The 25,377-nt window shown below is 70.6% G+C and carries 21 protein-coding genes; 3 read left to right on the top strand and 18 right to left on the bottom strand.

What is annotated here, in order from left to right; genetic code table 11:
* Nucleotides 1-142 precede the first annotated feature (142 nt).
* Nucleotides 143-535, top strand: coding sequence for a hypothetical protein (locus tag J4H91_RS13100; protein WP_208046709.1), 393 nt, complete (start codon nucleotides 143-145; stop codon nucleotides 533-535).
* A gap of 37 nt (nucleotides 536-572) precedes the next feature.
* Here the strand turns inward: J4H91_RS13100 and J4H91_RS13105 are convergent, their stop codons facing one another.
* From J4H91_RS13105 to J4H91_RS13130, 6 genes are all read right to left on the bottom strand, one after another.
* Nucleotides 573-986: a TetR family transcriptional regulator gene (locus J4H91_RS13105; protein ID WP_208046710.1), complete on the bottom strand. Its 414-nt coding sequence runs from the start codon at nucleotides 984-986 to the stop codon at nucleotides 573-575.
* Between the two features lie 4 nt (nucleotides 987-990).
* A complete protein-coding gene (locus J4H91_RS13110; protein ID WP_208046711.1) occupies nucleotides 991-1,434 on the bottom strand; it encodes a GNAT family N-acetyltransferase in 444 nt (147 codons plus the stop codon).
* An 11-nt stretch (nucleotides 1,435-1,445) separates the two neighbouring features.
* Nucleotides 1,446-1,868 (bottom strand): cytochrome c oxidase subunit 4, encoded by a 423-nt coding sequence (locus tag J4H91_RS13115; protein ID WP_208046712.1) that lies wholly within the window; start codon nucleotides 1,866-1,868, stop codon nucleotides 1,446-1,448.
* 20 nt (nucleotides 1,869-1,888) lie between these two features.
* Nucleotides 1,889-3,538 carry an aa3-type cytochrome oxidase subunit I gene (ctaD, locus tag J4H91_RS13120; protein WP_208046713.1) on the bottom strand — a complete coding sequence of 550 codons (1,650 nt, stop codon included), beginning with the start codon at nucleotides 3,536-3,538 and terminating at the stop codon, nucleotides 1,889-1,891.
* Nucleotides 3,538-4,410: an aa3-type cytochrome oxidase subunit II gene (gene ctaC / locus J4H91_RS13125; RefSeq protein WP_208046714.1), complete on the bottom strand. Its 873-nt coding sequence runs from the start codon at nucleotides 4,408-4,410 to the stop codon at nucleotides 3,538-3,540. Before ctaC ends, ctaD begins: the two co-directional genes overlap by 1 nt.
* Nucleotides 4,411-4,563: 153 nt before the next feature.
* Nucleotides 4,564-4,947 (bottom strand): HesB/IscA family protein, encoded by a 384-nt coding sequence (locus J4H91_RS13130; protein ID WP_208046715.1) that lies wholly within the window; start codon nucleotides 4,945-4,947, stop codon nucleotides 4,564-4,566.
* 193 nt (nucleotides 4,948-5,140) lie between these two features.
* Between J4H91_RS13130 and J4H91_RS13135 the strand changes: the two genes are divergently transcribed.
* Nucleotides 5,141-5,707, top strand: coding sequence for a DUF3043 domain-containing protein (locus J4H91_RS13135; protein ID WP_208046716.1), 567 nt, complete (start codon nucleotides 5,141-5,143; stop codon nucleotides 5,705-5,707).
* Here J4H91_RS13135 and J4H91_RS13140 read toward each other — a convergent pair.
* The 8 genes from J4H91_RS13140 to J4H91_RS13175 all read right to left on the bottom strand — a co-directional run bounded on the left by J4H91_RS13140 (nucleotide 5,704) and on the right by J4H91_RS13175 (nucleotide 18,188).
* On the bottom strand, nucleotides 5,704-6,747 hold the full coding sequence (locus J4H91_RS13140) for a quinone-dependent dihydroorotate dehydrogenase (protein WP_208046717.1): 1,044 nt from the start codon (nucleotides 6,745-6,747) through the stop codon (nucleotides 5,704-5,706). The genes J4H91_RS13135 and J4H91_RS13140 overlap by 4 nt on opposite strands.
* Before the next feature lie 4 nt (nucleotides 6,748-6,751).
* Nucleotides 6,752-7,234: a transcriptional regulator NrdR gene (gene nrdR, locus J4H91_RS13145; RefSeq protein ID WP_208046718.1), complete on the bottom strand. Its 483-nt coding sequence runs from the start codon at nucleotides 7,232-7,234 to the stop codon at nucleotides 6,752-6,754.
* Nucleotides 7,234-8,565 carry a histidinol dehydrogenase gene (hisD, locus tag J4H91_RS13150; protein WP_208046743.1) on the bottom strand — a complete coding sequence of 444 codons (1,332 nt, stop codon included), beginning with the start codon at nucleotides 8,563-8,565 and terminating at the stop codon, nucleotides 7,234-7,236. The genes nrdR and hisD overlap by 1 nt, the downstream gene beginning before the upstream one ends.
* A gap of 104 nt (nucleotides 8,566-8,669) precedes the next feature.
* Nucleotides 8,670-10,250 carry a DUF7059 domain-containing protein gene (locus J4H91_RS13155; protein ID WP_208046719.1) on the bottom strand — a complete coding sequence of 527 codons (1,581 nt, stop codon included), beginning with the start codon at nucleotides 10,248-10,250 and terminating at the stop codon, nucleotides 8,670-8,672.
* A gap of 75 nt (nucleotides 10,251-10,325) precedes the next feature.
* A complete protein-coding gene (locus tag J4H91_RS13160; protein ID WP_208046720.1) occupies nucleotides 10,326-10,970 on the bottom strand; it encodes an NAD(P)-dependent oxidoreductase in 645 nt (214 codons plus the stop codon).
* 98 nt (nucleotides 10,971-11,068) lie between these two features.
* Nucleotides 11,069-12,526: a glutamate synthase subunit beta gene (locus tag J4H91_RS13165; RefSeq protein WP_208046721.1), complete on the bottom strand. Its 1,458-nt coding sequence runs from the start codon at nucleotides 12,524-12,526 to the stop codon at nucleotides 11,069-11,071.
* Entirely contained in the window at nucleotides 12,519-17,159 is a 4,641-nt protein-coding gene (gene gltB, locus J4H91_RS13170; RefSeq protein ID WP_208046722.1) for a glutamate synthase large subunit, read from the bottom strand. Before gltB ends, J4H91_RS13165 begins: the two co-directional genes overlap by 8 nt.
* 264 nt (nucleotides 17,160-17,423) lie before the next feature.
* Nucleotides 17,424-18,188: an SDR family oxidoreductase gene (locus tag J4H91_RS13175; protein ID WP_208046723.1), complete on the bottom strand. Its 765-nt coding sequence runs from the start codon at nucleotides 18,186-18,188 to the stop codon at nucleotides 17,424-17,426.
* 185 nt (nucleotides 18,189-18,373) lie between these two features.
* Between J4H91_RS13175 and J4H91_RS13180 the strand changes: the two genes are divergently transcribed.
* A complete protein-coding gene (locus J4H91_RS13180) occupies nucleotides 18,374-18,736 on the top strand; it encodes an RNA polymerase-binding protein RbpA (RefSeq protein WP_208046724.1) in 363 nt (120 codons plus the stop codon).
* Nucleotides 18,737-18,817: 81 nt separating this feature from the next.
* Here J4H91_RS13180 and J4H91_RS13185 read toward each other — a convergent pair whose 3' ends face one another.
* From J4H91_RS13185 to tatC, 4 genes are all read right to left on the bottom strand, one after another.
* Nucleotides 18,818-20,335: an HNH endonuclease signature motif containing protein gene (locus tag J4H91_RS13185; RefSeq protein ID WP_208046725.1), complete on the bottom strand. Its 1,518-nt coding sequence runs from the start codon at nucleotides 20,333-20,335 to the stop codon at nucleotides 18,818-18,820.
* Nucleotides 20,336-20,453: 118 nt separating this feature from the next.
* A complete protein-coding gene (gene lnt / locus J4H91_RS13190; RefSeq protein WP_208046726.1) occupies nucleotides 20,454-22,118 on the bottom strand; it encodes an apolipoprotein N-acyltransferase in 1,665 nt (554 codons plus the stop codon).
* On the bottom strand, nucleotides 22,115-24,538 hold the full coding sequence (locus J4H91_RS13195) for a DEAD/DEAH box helicase (protein ID WP_208046727.1): 2,424 nt from the start codon (nucleotides 24,536-24,538) through the stop codon (nucleotides 22,115-22,117). The genes lnt and J4H91_RS13195 overlap by 4 nt, the downstream gene beginning before the upstream one ends.
* Nucleotides 24,535-25,350 (bottom strand): twin-arginine translocase subunit TatC, encoded by an 816-nt coding sequence (tatC, locus tag J4H91_RS13200; protein WP_243752973.1) that lies wholly within the window; start codon nucleotides 25,348-25,350, stop codon nucleotides 24,535-24,537. Before tatC ends, J4H91_RS13195 begins: the two co-directional genes overlap by 4 nt.
* Between the last annotated feature and the right edge of the window lie 27 nt (nucleotides 25,351-25,377).

Consider the following 25,377-nt stretch of genomic DNA (forward strand, 5'->3'; position numbering starts at 1 on the left):
GGAGACGGAGCGCGAGCTGCTTCTGCTCACGACTGAGATGACCATGCTTGCCCTGCAACCGATGCCTCCTGAGATCAACGTCTGCTTCATCTCACAGCACCCATTGCGTTGACCGGTTGAATCCGCCTACCTCCCCGTCGCGATGGGCTATGCCAGACTCGTCGCGACGGCGGTCTGGGTGATCTACGGCGGCCCGCTCGCCTATCTGCTCGGCAGGCTGCTGCGGCGCCGGCCGAACCGGTGGTTGCACCGCTGCGTGTTCGCGACGCTCGGAGCCGCCGTCGGCGCGAGCAGTTCGGCGCTCTTCCTCGCTCCGCTCTTGGCAGAGGGAGCGCCGTGGCCGCTCGAGCTCATCGTGCCGGCGACCGTCTGCGCTGCGATCTGCGTCTGGGGCGGCTGGGAGTTCACCAGCTCGCGGGCCCACCGACGCGATCTCGATCCCGCCGTCCAGCGCTTCGGCGACGATGAGGCCGCGGAGGACGCGGCTGTGGACAGGATCAGCCGGGTCGAAGAGCCCCCGCCTCCGGAGAGCTGAGATCTCGGGGCTGCGCCTCAGTCCGAGACGAGGGATCCTAGCCGGCGGCTGATCCCTCGCTCAGCGAGCGCGCAGCCTCGAGCAACAGCGCTCCGAGACGACGTTCCCCCAGAGCCTCCCGCAAGGCCGCGAGATCGCCGCTCAAGGCCTCGCGGAGCTCAGGGTCGCCCGAGGCCGCATAGGCCTGAAGCATCAAGCGACAGCTCCGCTCTGGGAGACCCTCGTCGGGTGCCGCCGCGATCGCCGCTCGCGCGGCCGCGAAGCACGCGAGGAAGAGCTCCTGCTTCGTCCGGAAGCTCGCGTAGACGTGAGGCTGAGGAACGTCCGCGCGACGCGCCACAGCGGCTGTGGACGCGCCGTGATAGCCGAAGAGGCCGAACTCGATGAGTCCGGCCTCGATCAGGCGTTCGCGATTCTCACCGGGTCTTCTGCGCGCACGACGCTCGGACACCGGTTCAACCCAGTTCGAGAATCTTGCGATAGTGCTCGCCGACGGCCTCGAAGCCGCGGTGGTTGTAGAAGGAGCCGATGCGCGCGGTCGACGCGGACAGCTGGCGCACTCCGCGCCCCATGCAGTAGTGCTCGTTGGCCTGCATGAGACGGTCACCGACGCCGTGGCCGCGCGATCCCTCGTCGACGACGATCTCCTGCAGGTGAGCCGTCAGCCCCGGGGCGTGCAGCAGACGGGAGACGGTCATGAGAGAGTAGCCCACGACCTGCTCGTCGAGAACCGCGACGAAGAGCACGTTGGTCTCTTGGTCGCGGTGACGCAGCACGTTGTCGTAGGCGACGAGGAACTCGTCGCGGCCGATCGGCTCGCGCCCGGTGGAGAACTGGCGGGCCAGAGCGAAGACGGCATTCCCGTCCTCGCTCCGGCCGCGGCGGATGATGATGCTCAAGTGCTGATCCCTCAGCGGGCGAAGTGCCCGCGGTAGTACTCGTACACCCAGCCGACGATGCTGACCAGCACGACCGGCAGGGCCAGGAAGCTGAGCCAGAAGTCGAAGCCTACGCACAGACCGAGCACCACGAGCGAGCTGCCGAAGGCGAGCACCAGCGGCCACCAGCTCCACGGGCTGAACTCGCCCAGCTCGGGGTCTCCGTCGTCGATGTCGGCGTCCTCGAGGTCCTCGACGAGCACGCCGCCCTGCTTCCTCTGGACGAGTCCGAGGTAGAAGGCGATGAAGCCGGTCAGGCCGCCGGAGAGGAGGATTGCGACGCTGCCGACCCACTCGGGTCGCCCGTGCAGCATCACGTTCCACCCGGTGTAGACCGTGGCCAGGATGACCATGTAGGCCGTCAGGATCCAGAAGATGACGATGTTGGATTTCATGACTCAGTTCTCCTCGGACGTCACTTCTGCTCGGCGAGCTCGGCCTGGGAGGCCTCTGCACGAACGGGCTGCACGATACCACTGACCTCGGGGTGGTGGAGGTCGAACGCCGGAGACTCCGAACGGATGCGCGGAATCGAGGTGAAGTTGTGGCGCGGCGGGGGGCAGGAGGTCGCCCACTCGAGCGAGCGGCCGAAGCCCCAAGGATCGTCCACGGTGACCTTCGGGGCCCGGCGGGCCGTGATGTAGACGTTCAGGAGGAACGGAATCATCGATGCGCCGAGGATCATCGCACCCACCGTCGAGATCTGGTTGCCCCAGGTCACGCCGTCGGCGGGAAGGTAGGTGTAGTAGCGGCGCGGCATGGCCATGACGCCGAGCCAGTGCTGCACCAGGAAGGTCGTGTGGAAGCCGATGAACAGCAGCCAGAAGTGCACCTTGCCGAGGCGCTCGTTCAGCATCTTGCCGGTCCACTTGGGCCACCAGAAGTAGAAGCCCGCGAACATCGCGAAGACGACCGTTCCGAAGACCACGTAGTGGAAGTGCGCCACGACGAAGTAGGTGTCGGAGAGGTGGAAGTCGAGCGCCGGCGACGCGAGGATGACGCCGGTGAGGCCGCCGAACACGAAGGTCACCAGGAAGCCGAGCGACCAGAGCATGGGCGTCTCGAAGGTGATCGAACCGCGCCACATCGTGCCGATCCAGTTGAAGATCTTCACGCCGGTCGGCACCGCGATGAGCATGGTCATCAGCGCGAAGAACGGCAGCAGCACGGAACCGGTCACGTACATGTGGTGAGCCCAGACGGTCATCGAGAGCGCCGCGATGGCGATGGTCGCGTAAATCAGCGTCTTGTAGCCGAAGATCGGCTTGCGGCTGAACACGGGGAACACCTCGGAGACGATGCCGAAGAACGGCAGCGCGATGATGTACACCTCGGGGTGGCCGAAGAACCAGAAGAGGTGCTGCCAGAGGATGGCGCCGCCCTCACCGCTGTAGATCTGCGCGCCGAAGATGCGGTCGGCTGCGAGGCCGAACATGGCGGCGGCGAGCACGGGGAAGACGAGGAGCACGAGGATCGAGGTGATCAGCGTGTTCCAGGTGAACACCGACATGCGCCACATGGTCATGCCGGGCGCGCGCATCGTGATGATGGTGGTGATGAAGTTCACGCCGCCCATGATCGTGCCGAAGCCGCTGACGCCGAGGCCGAGCACCCAGAGGTTGCCGCCGACGCCCGGCGAGTAAGTCATGTCGGACAGCGGAGCGTAGGCGAACCAGCCGAACGATGCCGCACCCTGCGGCGTGAGGAAGCCGCCGACCGCCATGAGGGATCCGAAGGTGTAGAGCCAGAACGCGAAGGCGTTGAGTCGCGGGAAGGCGACGTCGGGAGCACCGATCTGCAGCGGCATGATCACGTTCGCGAAGCCCGCGAAGAGCGGGGTGGCGAACATCAGCAGCATGATCGTGCCGTGCATGGTGAACAGCTGGTTGTACTGCTCCTTGGTCGGGATGACCTCGAGGCCCGGCGCGAACAGCTGGGCGCGGATCAGGAGCGCCATGAGGCCGCCGATCAGGAACCACACGAAGGAGCTGATCAGGTACATGTACCCGATCACCTTGTGGTCCGTGGAGGTCACCCACGAGACGATGACATTGCCCTTCTTCATCAGTTCTTCTCGCTATTCGTCTGGTTTTCGTTTTCAGCGCGCGACTCGTCGCCGTGGAAGCGGTCCTGGTTCGGGTTGATATCCTCACCGACCTGACCGGAGTTGCCGGCCTCGCGGAGCGACTCGACGTAGTCGTCGTATTCGTCCTGTTCGACGACCTTGACCTCGAAGAGCATCATCGAGTGGTATTCACCGCAGAGCTCGGCGCACTTGCCGATGAAGGTGCCCGTCTTGGTCGGCGTGAAGCTCATGTAGTTGGTCTGCCCGGGAATCATGTCCTTCTTGTAGAGGAAGTCCACGACCCAGAAGGAGTGGATGACGTCGCGGGTCTCCAGGCGGATCTCCGTGGTCTTGTCCACCGGCAGGTACAGCACCGGCATCGTCGACTCCTGCGCGGAGCCGTCCGAGTTCGTCTGCACCTGGACGCCCTGGAAGAAGACGTCGTCGTTCACGTAGTTGAAGTCCCACGACCAGCGCTTGCCGTAGACCTCGACGATGTTCTCGGGGTTGTCGTAGCGCGCCTCGATCTTCGACTGCTCCTGGGCGGTGAAGGCGAAGAAGCCGATGACCAGGATGACCGGGACGATCGTGAAGAAGGTCTCGATCGGCATGTTGTAGCGGAGCTGGACCGGCAGCCCGGTCTGCCCCTTGCGGCGACGGTAGACGATCGTGGCCCAGATGACGAGGCCCCAGGTGATGACGCCGACGACGAGCAGCACGACCCACGAGGTCACCCACAGGCCGGTGATGCCGGAGGTGTGGTTGGTGGCCCCCTCGGAGCCCGCGGGCAGGAAGCCGCGCTGCTGTTCGGGCGTGCAGCCTGCGAACGCCAGGGCGGCCGCGAGTGCCACCGGGGCCGCGACCCATTTCATTCGACGATTGGAACGCACCGCATACCTTTCGAAACATTGTCGAACCTGCGAGGACGCAGGCGAAGCTGATGACTCACTGATTAGCTTAGCGCGAAGCTGAGCGTTTCCCGAACACGCCACGGGTGTCGCGGCGGCCGGAAAAAGATCTGATGATTAGCTGAAACTGTCGCCGCAAGCGCAGCTGCCCTGAGCATTGGGGTTGTCGATCGTGAACCCCTGCTTCTGAATGGTGTCCTCGAAGTCGATCGAGGCGCCGTCGAGGTACGGGATGCTCATCGCATCGACCACGACCTCGACCCCGTCGAAGTCGACGATCGCGTCGTTCTCGAGCTCGCGCTCGTCGAAGAACAGCTGGTAGATCAGCCCCGAGCACCCGCCCGGCTGCACCGCGATGCGGAGGCGAAGATCGTCGCGCCCCTCCTGGGCGAGCAGACTGCGCACCTTCTCGCGGGCCCCCTCGCTGAGCGTCACGCCGTGCGCGCGCTCCTCCGTGGCGATGCCCCCGGCGGTCTCGGAAGAGATCGTCTCCGTGCTCATGTGACCCACTCCTTCGGTCGCGTGTCGTATATCCCTTCGAGTCTACCGCCGACGGCGTCCGCGGGTACGCCGACGCGACGCACTCGCTCGGGGTAGGCTGGGTCGGTACGCACGCGGCCGACCCCCGGCCCTGCACATCGGAACATCTGAATTCGCACACACACGCGCGCGAGCGCATCTCGGAGGGACAGGCGTGGCACAGAAGGGCGCTGACAAGTCGGGCGGCACCGGCGACGAGTCGACCCCGGTCGGCAAGGGCCGACCCACCCCCAGCCGCAAGCAGGCTGAGGCGGCGAACGCGAGGCCGATCGTCGGCTCGCGCGACAAGGCGATGCTCAAGGAGCAGCGGCGCCAGCAGGCCGAGGCGCGCGAGCGCGCGCGGCTCGGCATGATGGCGGGCGAGGAGCGCTACCTGACCCCGCGCGACCGCGGCCCCCAGCGCCGCTACGTGCGCGACTACGTCGACGCCCGCTGGAGCGTCGGCGAGCTGCTGATCCCGGCGATGCTCGTGGTGCTCGTGATGACCTTCATCCCCGGCATCATGCAGGTGGTCAGCCTCATCGCGATCTGGGCCTTCGTCGGTCTCGCCATCATCGACGCGGTGCTGCTCGGCCTGCGGCTGCAGAAGAAGCTGGTCGCCAAGTTCGGCAAGGGCAACGTGCAGCCGGGATTCAAGTGGTACGCGGCGATGCGCGCCCTGCAGTTCCGCCCGCTCCGCGCTCCGAAGCCGCAGGTCAAGCGGGGGCAGTTCCCGAGCTAGCCCGCCTGCCGCCATCCGGCGCGGTGCAGACCGCGGTTGACGGCCCTCGCCCACAACGGTCCCTCGTAGATGAAGGCGGTGAAGCCCTGCACGAGCGTCGCGCCGGCGCGCAGACGGTCGAGCACGTCGTCGGCGGTGGCCACGCCGCCGACCGAGATCACGCAGAAGCCGGCTCCGGGCGCGGTCGCGCGGATGCGTCGCAGCACCTCGAGTGACCGCTCGCGCAGCGGCTCCCCCGAGAGACCGCCCGCCCCCATGGCCTCGACCTCAGCATCGGAGGCGGTGAGCCCGTCGCGGGAGATCGTCGTGTTGGTGGCGATGATGCCGTCGAGCCCGAGCCGCACGGCGAGCGCGACGATGCCGTCGATCTGCTCGTCTCCCATGTCGGGTGCGATCTTCACGAGCAGCGGAGTGGCGCCCGCCGCCTCCTTGACCGCGGCGAGCAGCGGCTCGAGGTTCTCGAGTTCCTGCAGACCGCGCAGGCCGGGCGTGTTGGGCGAGCTGACGTTGACGGCGAGGTAGTCGGCGACGGGGGCGAGGCGCTGCGCGCTCCAGACGTAGTCGTCGGTCGCGTTCTCGACCTCGGTGACGCGGCTCTTGCCGATGTTCACGCCGATCACGGGGCGGTGCCTGCGCAGGCGCGCGCGCTCGATGCGCGGAACCGCCGCTACCGATCCGCCGTTGTTGAAGCCCATGCGGTTGATGAGGCCGCGGTCTCCCACGAGCCGGAACATGCGCGGTTTCGGGTTGCCCGGCTGCGCGTGCCTCGTGAGAGTGCCGACCTCGACATGGCCGAAGCCGAGGTCGCCGAGGCCGATGATGCCCTCGGCGTTCTTGTCGAAGCCGGCCGCGAGGCCGAAGGGGCTCGGGAAGTCGACGCCGAGGGCGCGCACCTTCAGCGAGGGATCGGGCGCGCACACGCGTCGCGCGATCGCCCCCGCGAGGGGCACGGCCTGGATCACGCGGAAGGCGAGGTGGTGGGCCCGCTCGGGATCCATGCGGCGCAGTGCCGCGGAGAAGAGCAGGGGGTAGAGCCGCATGGGGTCAGGCCTCCGTGGGGGTCGTGGCGGATCCCTCGCCCGCCGGATGGGCACGCAGCTCGGCGATCGCCGAGTCGAAGTCGTCGAGCGATTCGAACGCCTGGTACACGCTCGCGAAGCGCAGGTAGGCGACCTCGTCGAGCTCGCGCAGGTGCGGCAGGACGGCGAGGCCGATCTCGTTGGCGTCGAACTGGGCGATGCCGCTCGAGCGCACGGACTCCTCGACCTGCTGGGCGAGCACGGCGAGATCGGCGTCGGTGACGGGACGGCCTTGGCACGCCTTGCGCACGCCGCTCATCACCTTCTCGCGGCTGAACGGCTCGACGACGCCCGAGCGCTTGATGACGGTGAGGCTCGCGGTCTCGGTCGTGGTGAAGCGACGCCCGCACTCGGGGCACTGACGGCGCCTGCGGATCGAGAGGCCGTCGTCGGCGGTGCGGGAGTCGATGACGCGGGAATCCGGGTGGCGGCAGAACGGGCAGTGCATCAGGCGTCCTCCCCCGTGCCTGCGTCCGAGCCATCGAAGCGCGCGCTCACCGCCTCGCCGTGCGCGGGCAGCCCCTCGGCTGCGGCGAGGGCGAGCAGCGGGGCCTCGACCTCGGCGAGGGCCGGGCGGTCGTAGGAGATGATCTGCTGCGGGCGCAGGAAGGTGTGTGCACCGAGCCCGGCGGAGAAGCGCGCGGTTCCGCCCGTCGGCAGCACGTGGTTCGAACCCGCGAGGTAGTCGCCGAGGCTCACCGGGGTGTAGCCGCCGACGAAGATCGCGCCGGCGTCGGTGATCCCGCCCAGCACTCGCTCGTCGTCGCGCGTCTGGATCTCGAGGTGCTCGGGCCCGTAGGCGTTGCTCACCCGGGCCGCAGTCGCGAGGTCGTCGACGAGGATCACGGCCGACTGCGGACCGCCCAGCGCCGTGGCCACGCGTTCGGCGTGGCGGGTGCGCGAGGCCCGCAGCTCGACCTCCGCGAGCACGCGCTCCGCGAACTCGGCCGAATCGGTGACGAGCACGGATGCCGCGGCCTCGTCGTGCTCGGCCTGGCTGATGAGGTCGGCCGCGACGAAGCCCGGCTCCGCCGACGCGTCGGCGATGACCAGGATCTCCGTCGTGCCCGCCTCCGAGTCGATGCCGACGAGCCCGCCGACCACGCGCTTGGCGGCGGCGACGAAGACGTTGCCGGGACCCGTCACCACGTCGACGGGGTCGAGGCCGATCTCGGTCACCCCGTGGGCGAAGGCGGCGATCGCACCGGCTCCGCCGATCGCGTAGACCTCCTCGACACCGCAGAGCGCGGCGGCCCAGAGCACGGCGGGGTGCGGCAGGCCGGCGTTGTCGCGCTGCGCGGGCGAGGCGAGCGCGAGGCTCGGCACGCCGGCGACCTGGGCGGAGACGGCGTTCATGATGACCGAGGACGGGTACGCGGCCTTGCCCCCGGGCGCGTAGAGGCCCACCCGCGACACCGGCTGCCAGCGCTGAGTGATCGTGGCGCCGCCGGCGAAGCGGGTCACGCGCTCGGCCGGTACTTGCGCGGCCGACCCGAGACGCAGGCGCGCGATCAGCTCCTCGAGCGCGCCGCGCACCTCGGGCGGGCAGTCGACGAGCGACGCGGCGATCGCCTCGGCTGGCACGCGAAGGGCGTGGCCCTCGACGCCGTCGAAGTCGCGCGCCTGCTCCCGGAGCGCGGCCTCGCCCCGCTCCGCGACGTCGGCGACGAGCGGCCGCACGCGCTCGACGGCGACCTCCGCGCCGAGCGCGGCGCGCGGCACGAGTTTCAGCAGGTCGGCCCGGGTGAGCTCGCGCCCCCGCAGATCAATGGTTCGCATCACCCGACCAGTCTACCGAGGCGCGGCTGCGCTCCCGGTGCGGCGGCCGCTGCGGCAGCGGCTGCGGGGAGGGATCCCGACCCGGCGCAGGGACCCCTCGCCGCTCAGCGCCGGAGCATCCCGAGCCAGGCGAGCTCGCGGACTCCCGCGACCAGCGCTTCGGAGGCCGCGTCTGCGTCGACCTCGAGGATGGTCGCGAGCGCGTCGGCGATCTGCCCGAGCGCGAGCTCGCCGTCGCAGGCGCCGATCGCGGCGGCGAGCAGCGTGTCGGCCGCGACGCGGCGGGCGATCGGCCGGTCGGTGACGAGCGCGATCCCCGTCGGGTCCTCCTCCCCCGGCCGGTGCGTCCGCTCCTCGACCACCGCGGCGTCGCGCACCCACCGCTCGGCGAGCACCTCGGCGTCGCTCATGCGCTCCGCGGCGATGCCGCAGGCGAAGGCGCGGTCAATGAGGGATCCGACGAGGGCCCCGTCGACGAAGGCGCCCATCGCCTGCTCGGCGTGCACCAGCGTCTCCGCCGCGCCGTCGGGCTCCCGCCGCACCCGCACCGATCCGAGCCCGATCGCGACGACCCGGCGCTCGGCGAAGTCGCGCAGCCAGGCCTCCAGCATCGCCTCGAATGCGGGATCGCCCGGGCGTGCTCCTCCGTCGCGCGCCCAGGTCTCCGCGTACTGCTCGGGGCTCACGCGATCGCGCTCGATCACCCAGCCGGAGAGCGGGCCGGCCTCGCCCGCCTCGGCTGCTTCCGCCACCCAGCCGCGCACGCGCTCGAGCCCGTTGCCGCCCCACGGCGTCTCCCAGTTCGCGAGGCACAGCAGGGTGCCACCCGGTACGAGGTGCGCCGACGCCTCGCGGATCACGCGGGCGGCGAGCTCGTCGCCTGCGAGGCCGCCGTCGCGGTACTCGTAGACGGGCGCTCCCTCCTCGCGCGGCGTGATCACGAACGGCGGGTTCGAGAGGATCAGCTCGAAGCGCTCCCCCGCGACGGGAGCGAAGAGGTCGCCCCGCCTGAACTCGATCCCCTCGACACCGTTGAGCCGGGCGTTGGCCCGCGCGAGCGCGAGGGCGCGCTCGGAGATGTCGGTCGCGACGACGGGGCCGCGCAGCGCGAGGTGCATCGCGACGATGCCGCAGCCCGTACCGAGGTCGAGGCAGCGCGCGGTCTCTCCGGGCGGGGCCTGTGCGATCCCGGGCGGCGCCTGTGCGATGAGGGATCGCGTCGCGCCGCCGACGCCCATCACGTGGTCGGGCCGGGCGGGACCGCGGCGCAACTGGTCGTCGAGGTCCGAGATCACGCGCCACTCCACCTCGCGCCCGGCGCACGCGTCGGCGATCCGCACCGGGTTCAGCGAGAGCGCGGCGCGCAGGCCGCCTTCCGGGCCCGTTGCGGGATCCTGCGCAGCGTCCTCGGAGACGAGGCCGAGCTCGATCGCTCCCGCCGCGCCGAGCGCGGGCAGGGCCTCCCCGAGCGTCGCGGCGTCCACCCGCTCGCCGATCAGGAACACGCGCACGAGCGTCGCGAGGGGCGAGGGATCGCGCTCCGCGAGCACGCGCCGTGCCGGGGCGAACACCCCGCGCGCACGGGCCGTGTCCGCGGCCTGCCCGAGCAGGGCCTCCACCGCGTCCGTCCGGTATTCGGCTGCGTCGAGGTCGGCGCGGAGCAGGTCGATCAGTCGTTCTTCCACGGCACCCAGGCTACCGGCGCGGCGAGGGATCCCGCTCACCGGAGATCCCTCGCCCGCGTCCGCTGCCCGGCTCGCTCAGTAGGCGACGGTGAAGCGCTCGCGACGGTGCGCAGGCTCCTCGATCTCGTCCACCACGGCGACGCCGAAGTCGGCTCCCGAGATCGCCGATTCGCCCGACTCGTCGACGAGCAGCACGTCGCCGCCCACCCGGTACTCCCCGCGGTACTCCCCCGCGACCCAGGGACCGAACGAGCCCGCCGGGCTGACGAAGAACCAGTCGAGAGCCTCGGGAGCCGCCCGCAGGTCGTCGAGCACCTCGCCCATCTCGCGCGCCTCGGCCTTGAACTCCTCGGGGAAGTCGGGGCCGTTCATGACGAGGTCGCCGCCCGGCTCCTGCAGCAGCGATCCCGCGCCGCCGATCACGCCGAGTCGCACGCCGGCCTCGGCCGCGTCCGCGGCGAGCGCGGCGATCGCCGGGCGCACCCGGCCCGCCATGTCACCGCGCGGCGATACGGCCGCGATCACGACGTCTGCTCCGTCGAGCGCCCGTGCCCGGTCGGCCGCGTCGAGCAGGGATCCCCTGAGGTATCGCACGCCGGCGACCTGCTCGGCGGTCTCTCCCCGGCTGAGGCTCGTGACCTCGAGGCCGCGCACGGCGGCCGCCTCCACGATGTGCGCTCCAGCGTAGCCGCTTCCGCCGATCACCGTCACCGCAGTCATATCCGTCTCCGTTCTCGTAGCGGACGCCCATCGGTCGGCGCCCCGCTCCTTCGAGAACGATATCCCGGCGCCGCCCATTCCCGTGCCGGTCGCCCGCCCTACGCGAAGGCGCGGTCGAACGCGGTGACCGGGCTCGGCAGCACGCTCTCCCCCGTGAGGTAGCGGTCGACGGAGGCCGCGACGGCGCGCCCCTCGGCGATGGCCCACACGATGAGCGACTGGCCGCGACCGGCGTCGCCCGCGACGAAGACGCCGGGCAGCTCGGTCGAGTAGTCCTTCTCCCTCGTGAAGGAGCCCCGGGTATCGCGCGGCAGGCGCTGAGCGGGGTCTTCGATCTCCTCGGGGCCGGTGAAACCCATGGCGATGAGCACGAGGTCGGCGTCGATGAGGTGCTCGGTGCCCGGGATCGGCACGCGGCCCTCCTCGGTGAAGCCGGTCTCGGCGACGCGCAGGCCGCGCACCGCACCGTCCTCCCCCACGAACTCGACGGTCGAGGCGAGGTAGCGCCGTTCGCCGCCCTCCTCGTGCGAGCTCGACACCTCGAAGAGCGTCGGATGCACCGGCCACGGCTGCGCATCGGTGCGCGTCTCGGAGGGGCGGCGGCCGATGGCGAGGTTCGTGACCGACTTGGCGCCCTGGCGGTGCGCGGTGCCGATGCAGTCGGCGCCCGTGTCGCCTCCGCCGATCACGACGACGTGCTTGCCCGCGGCGTCGAGCTCGCCGGGCAGCGGGAACTCCTCGGGCGAGTTCAGGCGCCGGTTGGCGGCCGTCAGATACTCCATGGCGTAGCGCACGCCGGTGAGCTCTCGGCCGGGCAGGGGCAGCTCGCGCGGCACGGTCGCGCCCGTGGCGACGACCACCGCATCGAAACGGCGGCGCAGCTCGGTCCACGACATGTCGCGGCCGATCTCGATGCCGCAGCGGAAGCGCGTGCCCTCGGCCTTCAGCTGCTCGATGCGACGCGTCACGAGCATCTTCTCGAGCTTGAAGTCGGGGATGCCGAAGCGCAGCAGGCCGCCGGGCTCCTCGTCGCGCTCGTAGACCGCGACGGTGTGCCCGGCCCTCGTGAGCTGCTGGGCCGCGGCGAGGCCGGCGGGGCCCGAGCCCACCACGGCGACCGTCTTCCCGGTGAGCCGCGACGGCGGCTGCGGCACGACCCAGCCGTTCATGAACGCCTGGTCGATGATGCTGTTCTCGATCTGCTTGATCGTGACGGCCGGCTGGTTGATGCCGAGCACGCAGGCCGATTCGCAGGGCGCGGGGCAGGCGCGGCCGGTGAACTCCGGGAAGTTGTTGGTCTCGTGCAGTCTGTCGATCGCCTCGCGCTCGCGCCCGCGGAACATGAGGTCGTTCCACTCCGGGATGAGATTGCCGAGCGGGCAGCCCTGATGGCAGAAGGCGACGCCGCAGTCCATGCAGCGCGACGCCTGCCGCACGACGAGCTTCGGGTCGGCGGGGTCGACGACCTCGCGCCAGTCCTTGAGCCGCAGCGCGACCGGCCGTTTGGGAGCGAGCTCGCGCTCGCGCACCTTCAGAAAGCCTTGGGGATCAGCCATGGGTCGCCTCCAGGATCTCGGACCAGACCCGTTCGTCATCGGGGTCGATGCCCTGTTCGTTCGCGCGGACTCGGATCTCGAGGACCCGCGAGTAGCCGCGAGGGATCAGCCGGGTGAAGCGGGCGAAGGCGCGCTCCGGGTCGGCTTCGATGTCGTCGAGCAGCGTCCGCGCGAGCTCGGATCCGGTCTGCTCCAGGTGCCGCCCCAGCAGCGCTCCGATCTTCTCGCGCAGCACCTGGTCGACGGGCTGCAGCATGAGTGCGCCGCTCGCGAGCTCGGCCGAGTTCACGTCGGACGCGTCGAGATCGAGGATCACGGCCTCGCCTCCCGACATGCCCGCGCCGATGTTGCGCCCCGTCTGCCCGAGGATCAGGGCGAAGCCGCCCGTGAAGTATTCGAGCGCGTGGTCGCCGGTTCCCTCGACGACGGCGGTCGCACCCGAGCCGCGCACCAGGAATCGCTCGCCCACCGTGCCGGCGATCCAGAGGCTGCCGCTCGTGGCGCCGTAGCCGATCGTGTTGCCCGCGATGACGTTGCCCGATGCCGCATGGGCGGCCTCCGGGTGGGGGCGGATCACGATCTCGCCGCCCGAGAGGCCCTTGCCGACATAGTCGTTGGCGTCTCCGATGAGCCGCAGCGTGATGCCCGCGGGGATGAAGGCGCCGAGCGATTGCCCGGCCGATCCCGTGAGCGTGATGTCGATCGTTTCGGGCGCGAGGCCCTGCGCGCCGTGGCGGCGCGTCACCTCGTGTCCGAGCATCGTGCCGACTGCGCGGTCGATGTTGCGGATGGGCAGGTCGATCACGACGGGTTCGCGTCGCTCGAGCGCATCGGCGGCCATCTCGATGAGACCGCTGTCGAAGTGCGCGCCGAGCTCGTGATCCTGCTCGCGTCCGTGCGACCGCGGCTCGTCGTCGGCGAAGACGGGGCCGCGCAGCACCGGGGTGAGGTCGAGGCCTTCGGCCTTCCAGTGGCGGATAGCGTCGTCGACGTCGAGGGCCGCGGTGTCGCCGACGGCCTCGGCGAGGGATCGGTAGCCGAGCGATGCGAGGATCTCGCGCACCTCCTCGGCGATGAAGCGGAAGAAGTTGACGACGTGCTCGGCCCGGCCCGTGAAGCGCTCGCGCAGCTCGGGGTTCTGCGTGGCGACGCCCACGGGGCAGGTGTCGAGGTGGCAGACGCGCATCATGATGCAGCCGGAGACGACGAGCGGGGCGGTCGCGAAGCCGAACTCCTCCGCGCCGAGCAGGGCGGCCACGACCACGTCGCGGCCGGTCTTGAGCTGGCCGTCGGCCTGCAGCACGACCCGCTCTCGCAGTCCGTTGAGCATGAGGGTCTGCTGCGCCTCGGCGAGGCCGAGCTCCCACGGCGATCCAGCGTGCTTGAGCGAGTTCATGGGGCTCGCGCCGGTGCCGCCGTCGTGCCCGGAGACGAGGATCACGTCGGACAGCGCCTTCGCGACGCCCGCCGCGACCGGGCCGATGCCCGATTGCGCGACGAGCTTGGTGGAGATGCGCGCAGAGGGGTTCGCCCGCTTGAGGTCGAAGATGAGCTGCTTCAGATCCTCGATCGAGTAGATGTCGTGGTGGGGAGGCGGCGAGATGAGGCCGACGCCCGGCGTCGCGTGGCGGGTGCGCGCGATCCACGGGTACATCTTCTGCGGGGGCAGCTGCCCGCCCTCGCCGGGCTTGGCGCCCTGGGCGAGCTTGATCTGGATCTCGTCGGCGTTCGTCAGGTACATGGAGGTGACGCCGAAGCGCCCCGAGGCCACCTGCTTGATGGCGCTGCGGCGCTCGGGGTCGAGGAGGCGGTCCTCCGCCTCGCCGCCCTCGCCGGTGTTCGACTTGCCGCCGAGCTTGTTCATCGCGATCGCGAGGGTCTCGTGCGCCTCGGGCGAGATGGATCCGTAGCTCATGGCCCCGGTCGCGAAGCGCTTCACGATCTCGCTCACCGGCTCGACCTCGGAGAGCGGCACCGGGGGCCGCTGCGGCGAGAACTTGAACAGCCCGCGCAGCGTCATGAGGCGCTCCTGCTGCTCGTTCACGCGCGCCGTGTACTCGGCGAAGATCTCGCGGCGGCCCGTGCGGGTGGCGTGCTGCAGCTTGTAGATGGTCTGCGGGTCGAAGAGGTGCGGCTCCTCCCCACGGCGCCAGCGGTACTCGCCGCCGGTCTCGAGCCGCTTGTGGGCGAGGGCGGCGGGGTCGTCGGGGTAGGCCGCGCGATGCCTGGCCGCGACCTCGGCGGCGATGACGTCGAGACCGACGCCCCCGAGTTTGGAGGCCGTGCCCGTGAAGTAGCGGTCGACGAGCTGCTGCGAGAGTCCGATGGCCTCGAAGGTCTGGGCGCCGCAGTATGACGCGACGGTCGAGATGCCCATCTTGCTCATGACCTTGAGCATGCCCTTGCCGAGGGCTTTGATGAGCCTGGCGACCGCCTCCTCCTCGGTGATTCCCGGGAGGGATCCCTCGCGCACGAGCAGCCCGACCGTCTCCATGGCGAGATACGGGTTGACCGCGCCCGCTCCATAGCCGATGAGCGCTGCGACATGGTGCACCTCGCGGACGTCCCCGGCCTCGACGATGAGGGAGACGCGCATGCGCTGGCCCTCGCGGATGAGGTGGTGGTGCACGGCGGACACTGCGAGCAGCGAGGGCACGGGGGCGAGGTCCTTGTTGGAGTCTCGGTCGGAGAGGATGATGAACTCGGCGCCCGCCTCGATCGCCGCGCTCGCCTCCCAGCACATGGCCTCGAGCCGATCGGCGAGGCCCTTGGCGTCGTAGTCGACGGCGTAGAGCCCGCGGATGGTGACGGCGCGCTCGCGCTCGGGGTCGTCTGCGAAGTGCTGGATGCGCGCGAGCGCCGCGTTGTCGATGACCGGGAAGTCGAGGATCACCTGGCGCGCGTGCTCGACCGACTGCGCGAGCAGGTTCTCCTGCGGGCCGATGCTGGTGACGAGGCTCGTGACGAGTTCCTCCCGCAGCGCGTCGAGCGGCGGGTTCGTGACCTGCGCGAACTGCTGCACGAAGTAGTCGAAGACGAGCCTGGGGCGCTCCGACAGCGCCGCGATGGGCGTGTCGGTTCCCATGGCGGCGATCGGCTCGATGCCGTCGCGCGCCATCGGGGTGAGCAGCAGGCGCAGCTCCTCCTCGGTGTAGCCGAAGGTGCGCTGGCGGCGGCTGATCGAGGCGGGCGGGTGCACGAGGTGCTCGCGCTCAGGCTGGTCGGAGAGGCGGATGCGGCCCTCCTCGAGCCACTCCCCCCAGGGCGCCAGCGCGGCGAGCTCGGCCTTCACCGCCTCGTCGTCGCGGATCTCGCCGCTCGCGAGGTCGACGGCGAGCATGCGGCCCGGCTGGAGGCGGCCGCGGCGCACGACCCGGTCGGGGGCGATGTCGAGCACACCCGTCTCGCTCGCGATCACCATCATGCCGTCTGCGGTGACGAGGTAGCGTCCGGGGCGCAGGCCGTTGCGGTCGAGCGTGGCGACGAGCTGCTTGCCGTCGGTCGCGATCATGGCGGCGGGGCCGTCCCACGGCTCCATGACGAGGGAGTGGTACTCGAGGAAGCTCACGAGGTCTGGGTGCAGCCCCGTCTCCGATTCCCAGGCCTCGGGCACCATCATGGCGAGGGCGTGGGGCAGGGATCGCCCGGCCCGCACCAGCAGTTCGAGCACTTCGTCGAAGCTCGCCGAGTCGCTGCCGCCCTCCGAGCAGATCGGGGTGAGCGGACGCAGGTCGCCGAGCACGTCGGAGGCGAGCTGCGCCTCGCGTGCCCGCATCCAGTTGCGGTTGCCCCGCACCGTGTTGATCTCGCCGTTGTGGGCCACCAGCCGCAGTGGCTGGGCGAGATGCCACGACGGGAAGGTGTTGGTGGAGTAGCGCGAGTGCACGATGGCGAAGCGGCTCGTGAAGCGCTCGTCCGAGAGCTCGGCGTAGAAGCCGGGCAGCTGCAGGGTCGTGACCATGCCCTTGTAGACGATCGTGCGCGAGGAGAGCGACGGCAGGTAGCAGCCCGTCTCGTGCTGGATGCGCTTGCGGGCTCGGTAGGCCCGGCGCTCGAGCTCGTCGGCGTCGATCGACCGAGACGCGGGCACGGCGCCGTAGCCGCTGAGGCCGGCGGGGTCGTCGGATCCCTGCCTGGGCACGAGGATCAGCTGCTCGATCGCCGGGCTCGCGAGGCGCGCGCTCTCGCCGAGCACCTCGGGACGCACGGGCACGCCGCGCCAGGCGAGCACCGACAGCCCCTCCTCCGAGGCGATGGCGCCGATGCGGTAGCGCGCCGCCTGGCGCTCCGTGGAGGCCGTCGGCAGGAAGACGAGGCCGGCTGCGTAGTCTCCCGGAGCCGGCAGCCGGAGCGAGGGATCCTGCTCGGCGAGCTCCTCCCTGATGAGCAGATCGGGGATGTCGCTGAGGATGCCTGCGCCGTCGCCCGTACCCGCGTCGGAGCCGACGGCGCCGCGGTGCTCGAGGTTCTCGAGCGCTTCCAGGGCGAGTGCGATGATCCGGTGGCTCGCCTCGCCGGTCAGCGAGACCACCGATGCGAGGCCGCAGGCGTCGCGCTCGTCTGCCGGGTCGTACAGCCCGACGGGCCCCGCGGGGGCGAGGCGGGGGCTCCGGTTGCTGGGTCGGTGAATCATGCGGCAAATTTACCACTCGGTAATTCGGCCGAAATGCGCCCTGAACGCACATTATTAACGCATATCCGATCGTTAGCCGCCATTACCGAATATTCTGCGCCACTGACTCCTTCGAGCCGCACGGAAGAAGACCGCGAAACACGACCGAAACACAGATGTCTTCGCACCGAAACGAGGGACGGAAAAACCGCCGTCCGATAGTCGGAAACACGCCGCGAAGCGTGTTCGATTATCGAACGACGGTTGGATCCCTGATAGCGCTCGCTACTCGCCGTTGAAGCTCGAGGTGTCGCCCACCAGGCGCGTGTGGTCGGCCGGAACCGGGTCGACGGCGGCCCGCGCGACCTCGGCTGCGAACTCCGCGACGTTGTAGAGCTTGCCCGCCTGCTCGCGGCGCTCCTCGATCGCGCCGGGGTTCAGCCGGTTGAGCAGCGTGGCCGTGACCGTGCCCTCGATCATGTCGCCCGATACGACGACGAAGCCGATCCCTCGCTCCTCGAGCTCCGGGATGCGCTCGCGCAGCGCGTCCTCGCCCGCACGCTTCGACTCAGCGACCGGCACGTACTCCGGCATGGTCGGCGTCGTGCGGATGAAGTGCGCCTGGTGACTCGTGACAAACACGACACGGGATCCCTCGCCCATGAGCGGCAGCGCGGCGTCGAGCACGGCGAGCTGCGCGTCGCGATTGAGCTTCAGGGCATAGTCCTCTGCCATTCCGCTCTCCATGCCGCCCGAGGCGTTGAGCACGAGAATGTCGAGCCCGCCGAACTCCTCGCGCACCGCCGCCATCATCGCGCCGACCGACTCGGGATCGGTGAGATCGGCTCCCTGCACGAGCGCGCGAACGCCGAGCTCGCGGAGCTGAGAGGCGAGCTTCTCCGCTCGCGGCGCCTTGTTGCGGAAGTTCACGACCACGTCGGCGCCGGCCTCCGCGAAGTAGCGCACGGTGTCTGCGCCGACGCCGCGGGAGGATCCCGTCACGAGTGCGCGGCGGCCCGCGAGACTGCCCGGTTCAAGAATCTGAGTCACGAATGCTCCTCGTCGTTTGGAATGGTGCCTCCAGCGTAATGGAACCGTCGCGCGAATCCGGCGATAGGGGTGTCGGCGCCCGGATGAACCCGCTACGCTGCCAAGTACGGCAGGGTCGTCCCGAACCGCGGGGCTTCCCGCACCGAACGTCACCGAAGATGGTGCCACCTACGAGGAGGTCCAGCATGGCCGATCGGACGTTACGAGGGACGCGCATCGGATCGACGAGTCTGCAGGGTGAGGCCGGGGTGGAGCTCTCGGCGCGGCGCACGGTCGAGTATCTGACGGATCGCGGCAACCGCTTCACGGTCACCTTCGATGCCGACGCCGAGCCGCCGGCCGAGTGGGTCGATCAGCGCAGCGGCGAGGTCGGCTTCCTCGACGACGAGGCAGGGCGCACCGCCCGCGCCGAGTTCGAGGAGAAGGAGTCGTCGCAGCGCACGCCGTGGGACATGCTGATCGAGCGGCGCACGCGCGAGGAGCTCGAGGAGTTGCTCGAGGAGCGTTTGCAGCTGCTGCGCTCGCGGCGCGGCGGGACGAATTCGTAGGCGGGCGTTCTCGAACACGCCGCCGCCGACCACGCCGCCGGTCGGGTCTGCGTCGTTCACGCGGCCTCAGGCCCTCGTCGTTCACGCGGCCTCAGGTCTGAAGCGAACCTCGCCCGGCGGGTAGTCTTGATACACCCGACCCGTCGGGGAACGCCACACGAGCACCCCGCGTGATTCTTGCCGCACGGACCATCCGGTGTTGTGCTTCAGGGTGTGGTGTCCGCGACACAGGTGGGAGAGGTTCGCCGTCGAGGTCGGGCCGCCCCACTGCGCGTCTCGGGTGTGGTCGATATCGCAGCGACTCGCGGGAGTGGTGCAGCCCGGGAAGCGGCAGCGCTGATCCCTCGCCCTCAGGAATCGCTTGATCGCCTCGCTCGGCCGATACCTGTCGACCGCGAGCACCGCGCCGGAGTCGGCTTCGACGCGCACGACCTCCCACGCGTCGGCGCGGCCGGCCATGCCGCACGCGGTAGCAGAGTCGACGGGCCCGTAGCCGACGAGCTCGGCGGCCTCGGGCTGCCGGACGACGAGCGTGGGACCGCTCGAGGGTTCGACGTCGTGAGAGTCGGGGGCCAGGAATCGCGGGAGCTGCTGCGGGGGCTGATCCGGAGGTGGCCGCAGAAGCAGCTCCGAGGGAGTGCCCGGAGGCTGCTCCGTGGGCCGATCGGGAGACTGACCGGGGGCCTCATGCGACGCCGCGTCCGCGAGCCGATCCGCGATGGCCCGCACCGGAACGATGACCTGCACGCTCGCCCGCGCATGGTCGAGAGGCTCGGAATCGACGCCCGGCAGGAAGGTGCCGAGCAGCGCCGCGCTGAGGAGGTCCGCCCGGATCTCGTCGCGCGAGCGTCGGGAGCCCGCACCGGCGGCGACCTCGAAACCCGAACGTTCCTGCTCCCCGCGCCGTTCCTGCTCCTGCGCTCGCTCACGCTCCGCGCGCCGTGCCGCGGCCGTGAGACGCCGATGGATCGCGTGCGCTTCGACGGCCGGGAGGTGCGCCACCAGGTCGCTCATCCCGTCATCGGCGTCGACGACGTAGACTCTGCGACGCCTGCGCGCCTCGGCGTGCCGCTCATCGAGCGAGACCTCCGCGAACTGCTCGGCGATCCTCTTCGCGATCGGCCGCAATCTGGCGGGAGTCTCGGCTTCCGCATAGGGCAGCACCGCCTCCTCGTAAGCGGCGCGGCGCGCGACCGCGTCGGCGTTGTCGCCTCCGCCGATCACCGTGCCCGCCTCCACGACCACCGAGGCGTGGGCCGCCGAGATCGCGCCCTCGCCGTGCGCGTCGCCCGTGCGGGGGTAGGAGACCGTCAGCTGCTGCGCGAGGTCGAGCCGACGCTCCACCGCGTACTCCGACAGGTGCAGCGCGGCGGCGATCTCGGCACGGACCGCGCGCAGCGCCAACTCCCCCGCCGCATCGACCGGCACGGAGCGCTCACCCTGCCGGGCGTTCTGCGCGGCCGCGATGTCGAACGCCTTCGCCAGCACCCGCAGTCGCTCGGCCTCGGTGGCGCGCAAGCGCCGCTCCACCTCTTCCAGCTCGCCGAGCACCGCCGAGAGCGCTGCAGCCTCGGGGGCGAGATAGGTCGGGGTGTTCATGCGCCTATTGCATCAGGCGCCTCAGACATTCACGGCGGCGGGGATCCCTCTCTCGATCCAAGGATTCATCGTTTTCTTTGGTGAGGCCGGGCCATTGACAGCGCGGCCGGATAGGTACCTACCGGCCGCTCCGCTCGCGCCGCGCCGCGCGCACGCCAACCGCGGCGAGCAGCCCGGCCCCGCCCAGCGCCATCCAGGCGCCGGCCACCGCGGCGCCGACCGCGAGCGCGGGTGTGCGCCCCTCGACGAGCGGGATCTCCGCGACCATCGACCCGGCCGTGTGCGGCTCGATCGCCGCGAGATCGCGCCCGCCCGGCGCGACGATCGCACTCGTGCCGACGGTGGAGATGTTCACGAGCGCGCGCCCGGTCTCCACGGCGCGGAGGCGCGCGATCGCGAGCTGCTGCGCGCTCTCGTCCGTGCGGCCGAAATCCGCGTTGTTGGTCTGCCCGAGGATCACCTGCGCGCCCCCGTCGACCATGGCGACGGCATGCTCGTCGAAGATGATGTCGAAGCAGATCGCGATACCCGAGCGCACGACGCCGGCGGGGGTGTCGATGTCGGTGGCGGCCGGCAGCCTGCCCTTCGAGTACTCGAGCTGCACCAGGTCGACGAGGTCGGGGGCGAGCGCATGGAAGAAGTCGCGGTTGGGCATGTACTCGGCGAACGGCACCGGGTAGCGCTTGTCGTAGCGCAGTTCGGTCAGCCCGTCGCCGTCGAAGACGAGCGAGCTGTTCGTGTAGCTGCCGTCCGGGTTCTCGAGGACCGTGCCGACGGCGATCGGGGCGCCCGCGCGCCTCGCGAGATTCTCGATGCGGCGCTCGGCGAGCCGGTTGCTGCGCACCTCGAACTCGGCGCTGTTCTCGGGCCAGACGATCAGGTCGACCCGCTCCCCCCGCGCCTCGAGCCCGTCGAGCAGGTCGAGGGTCGCGTCGACGTGGTCGTCGAGCACCTCGCCCGACTCGCGGTCGTCGAAGATCGCCGATTTCGAGTTGCCCTGCACGGCGGCCACACGCAGCGTACCCGTCTCAGGCAGCCGGAAGGCGGGCACGAGCGCCAGGATCACGATGAGGGCGAGGGATCCACCGAGCACGAGTCCGGTCTGCGGGGGGCGGGTAGGGGACGCCGACTCCATCCGGCTCGCTTCGCTCGCTGCCAGACCCGACCAGTCGCGTCGTCCCCTACCCGCCCCCCGCAGACCTCTGCCCCTGGATATGAAGGCGAACGCGACGGGCAGGGCGCAGGCGAAGACGACGAGGCCGGAGAGACCGGCGAAGCCCACCCAGGAGACGCTCTGCGCGAGCGGCGAGTCGGCGAGGACGTGGGCTACGCGCCCCCACGGGAAACCGTCGTAGGGCCACCATCCCTGCAACTGCTCGCGCAGCACCCAGAGCCCCGCCACCACAAGGGCCTGTGCGACGGTGCGGCCCTGACGACCCCGCCCGCCCCCGGCCCCGAGCGCGCGGGTCACGAACGCGGCCCCGGCGCCGAAGAGCACGTACCAGACGAGCATCATCCCGCAGAGCCCGAGCCAGGGCACGGGGCCGAGATAGAGCGTCAGCCATGAGATGTGCGGCATCCAGAAGGCGGCGCCCGCCACGAGGCCCGCGAGTGCCCCGAAGCGCGCGCGCTGATTCCACACGGACGCGCAGATCAGCGCGACGGCGGGGAACACGGCCGGCCACCAGGCGAGCCCGGGCGATGCGACGTCGAGCAGGAAGCCTCCTGCGGCCGCGGCGGGCAGCGCCGCCCACCAGGGCAGCGCTCGTCGGAATGCGGTCATGACGTGCTCGACGCCTCGACGATGCCCCGCCGCACGCCCCGCTTCGCCTCGCGCGCGAGCTTCGCGAGTACGCCCAAACGGTCCTCATCGAGCTCGGTCGCGACCGCGGCCTCGCAGGCCTGCGCGATCTGGTCGAGCAGATCGATCGTCTGCTTCGACCAGCGCACGAAATCGCCCGCTCCGATGCCGGCGGTCTCCAGCACGCGCTCGATGGGTGCGCCGTCGGCCCACGCGTGCATCGTCGCGGCAAGGCCCGCGTGCGGCATCTCCGTCCGCGGGAGCCGGTGGGCCTCGGCTAGGTCGTCGAGCTCCACCCAGGCGTCGACCACCCGGTCGAGGGCGGCCGCGAACGCGGCGCCGCCGGGCAGCCTCGGCTCGCCCTCGTCGTCGCGGCGGGGCTCGTAGCTCAGCACGCAGCACATCGCGGCGAGACCGGCGGCGTCGAGACCGCGGAAGAGATCGTGGCGGAGGCACTCGGCGACGAGCAGATCCCTCTCTCCGTAGATGCGGCGCAGCAGCTCGCCCCACGGGGTCACGGAGATCTCCGCGCCGCCCTCCAGATAGTCCAGTGCGAGCAGTTCCTCGACTACCCGGTCGAAGGTGCGCGCGATCGTGCCGGTGCGCGAGGCGATCTGCCTGCGGCCGCGCTCGATGCGGCGGCGCAGCTTCCGGGCGCGATCCTCCCAGCGCTTGCGGTCGGCTCCCTGCGAGCGCGCGGCCGCGGCGTCGTAGCCCGCGAGCGACTCCTGCTCGGCGCGGAGCTCGCGGGCCTGATCGACAACGGCGCGATCGGCCTGGAACTGCGCGAAGGAGAGCTCGAGCGTGTCGCGCGCGCGGTCTCTGTCCATGCGCTGCAGCAGGTTGACCGCCATGTTGGCGGTGGGTCGGAAGCTCGAGCGCACGGGGAACGAGCGGGCGCCGGCGAGATGGGCGAGCGCCTCGAGGTCGATGCCGTCGTGCCACACGACGACCGCGTGACCCTCGACGTCGATCCCTCGCCGCCCCGCGCGGCCCGTCAGCTGGGTGTACTCCCCCGAGGTCAGCGGCACGCGCTGCTCGCCGTTGAACTTGTCGAGCCTCTCGATGACCACGGCCCTCGCAGGCATGTTGATGCCGAGGGCGAGGGTCTCGGTGGCGAAGACCAGTTTCACGAGGCGACGCTGGAAGAGCCGTTCGACGACGGCCTTGAATGCGGGCAGCAGGCCGGCGTGGTGGGCGGCGATGCCGCGCTCGAGCCCGGCGATCCACTCGCGCACGCCCAGCACGCGGCGCTCCTCCTCGCTCATCCCACGGGTCTCGGCGAGCGCGACGCGCCTGATCTCCTCGCGCTCCTCCCGGTTCGTGAGCGAGATGCCCTCGAACAGGCACTGACGCACGGCCTGGTCGCAGCCGTTCCGGCTGAAGATGAAGACGATGGCGGGCAGCAGCCGCGTCTCGTCGAGGGCGCGGGCGATGTCACCCCGCGACACGCGCTTCGACCTGCGCACCGGAGCGCGGCCGCGAGACCGCTCGCGGGTCCCGCTCGTGTAGCCGTGGCTGCGGTCGGAGCGGCCCGACCGACCGCGACCGCCCCGGCCGGAGTGCCCGCCCCGTCCGGATCCCTCACGGTCGCGCCCGGATCCCTCGCCGTCATGATCGCCCCGCCGGCGCCCCCCGCCGGCGAGCATGCGCAGCTCGGGGTTCAGGCGCCCGCCGGAGGCGGCGGCGTCGCCGTCGCGGCCGACGTACAGCGGCAGGAGCTCGCGCGAGGTGAGCACGTGCTGGTAGAGCGGCACCGGGCGGTGCTCGGAGAGGATCACGTCGGTGTCGCCGCGCACGGCGTGCATCCAGTCGCCGAACTCCTCGGCGTTCGACACGGTCGCCGACAGCGAGACGAGGCGCACGGACGGCGGCAGGTGCAGGATGATCTCCTCCCACACCGCGCCCCGCCACCGGTCGCCGAGGTAGTGCACCTCGTCGAGCACCACGAAGGCCAGGCCGTCGAGCGCCGACGACTCGGCGTAGATCATGTTGCGCAGCACCTCGGTGGTCATCACCACGATCGGGGCGTCGCCGCGCACGTTCACGTCGCCCGTGAGCAGGCCGACCTCGTCCTCGCCGTACTCCTCGCAGAGCTCGCGGAACTTCTGATTGGAGAGCGCCTTGATCGGCGCCGTGTAGAAGATCCGCGCGTCGCGCTCGCGGCGGGCGAGGTAGACCGCGAACTCGGCGACGGTGGTCTTGCCCGAGCCCGTCGGGGCGGCGACGAGCACGCTCCGGCCCTCCTCGAGGCGCTCGCAGGCGGTGCGCTGGAACCCGTCGAGCGGGTAGTCGAGGCGGGCCTCGAAGGCCTCGAGCGCGCCCCGCGCAGGCGCCTGCGGCGGCGAGGGCTCCGGTGCGGCCCCCGAGGGATCGGGCGAGGAACCTGCTCCGGCGGTCATACGGCCTCCTCGGGGGTCTGGTCGAGGCCGTACTCGGAGAACTCCGCCGCGCGCCGCTTGTCGACCCGCCGGTCGTGCAGCAGCGCGATCGCCACGGCGATGAAGTAGAGCACGACCATCGGCACGGCCAGGATGAACATGCTCCACACGTCGGCTGCCGGGGTGGCGATCGCCGCGAACAGGATGATGACGAGGATCGCGACCCGCCACGCCTTCAGGATCGAGGCGCCTCGCAGCACCCCGATGAAGTTCAGCAGCACGAGCAGGACGGGCATGACGAAGCCGACGCCGACCGCGAGCAGCAGCCTGATGGTGAAATCGAGGTAGGTGCGCGGGTTCAGGTAGAAGGCGTCGTTCTCCGGCTGGAAGCTCGCGAGGAGCCGCACGATGTTCGGCAGCACGAGCCAGCCGGCGTAAGCGCCGCCGAGGAACAGCGGCACGGCGGCCGCCAGGAAGCCGACGCCGTAGAGCTTCTCGCGCCGCGTGAGCCCCGGCGCGAGGAACGCCCACAGCTGATAGAGCCACACCGGCGAGGCGATCAGCACCGCGATGAACAACGCGATCTGCATCCGCGTGTCGAAGCCGCTCGAGATATCGTTGTAGGCGAGGATCGCGTCGCGGCCGGTGTCGCCGATCTCGTCGATCGGCCGCCGCAGCATCGTCCACACCCACGGGGAGAGCACCCAGCCCGCGATCATCCCCAGGACGATCGCGATGGCCGAGATCATGAGGCGCTTCCGGAGTTCGACGAGGTGCTCTCCGAGACTCATCCGCCCCTCGGGATTGCGCCTCCTCCGACCCTGCGTCGCCATTCGGCCAGTGTATCCCAGCGCGGCTGG

The organism is Leucobacter ruminantium, from assembly GCF_017565705.1.
In the GTDB taxonomy this organism is placed as follows: Bacteria; Actinomycetota; Actinomycetes; order Actinomycetales; family Microbacteriaceae; genus Leucobacter; species Leucobacter ruminantium.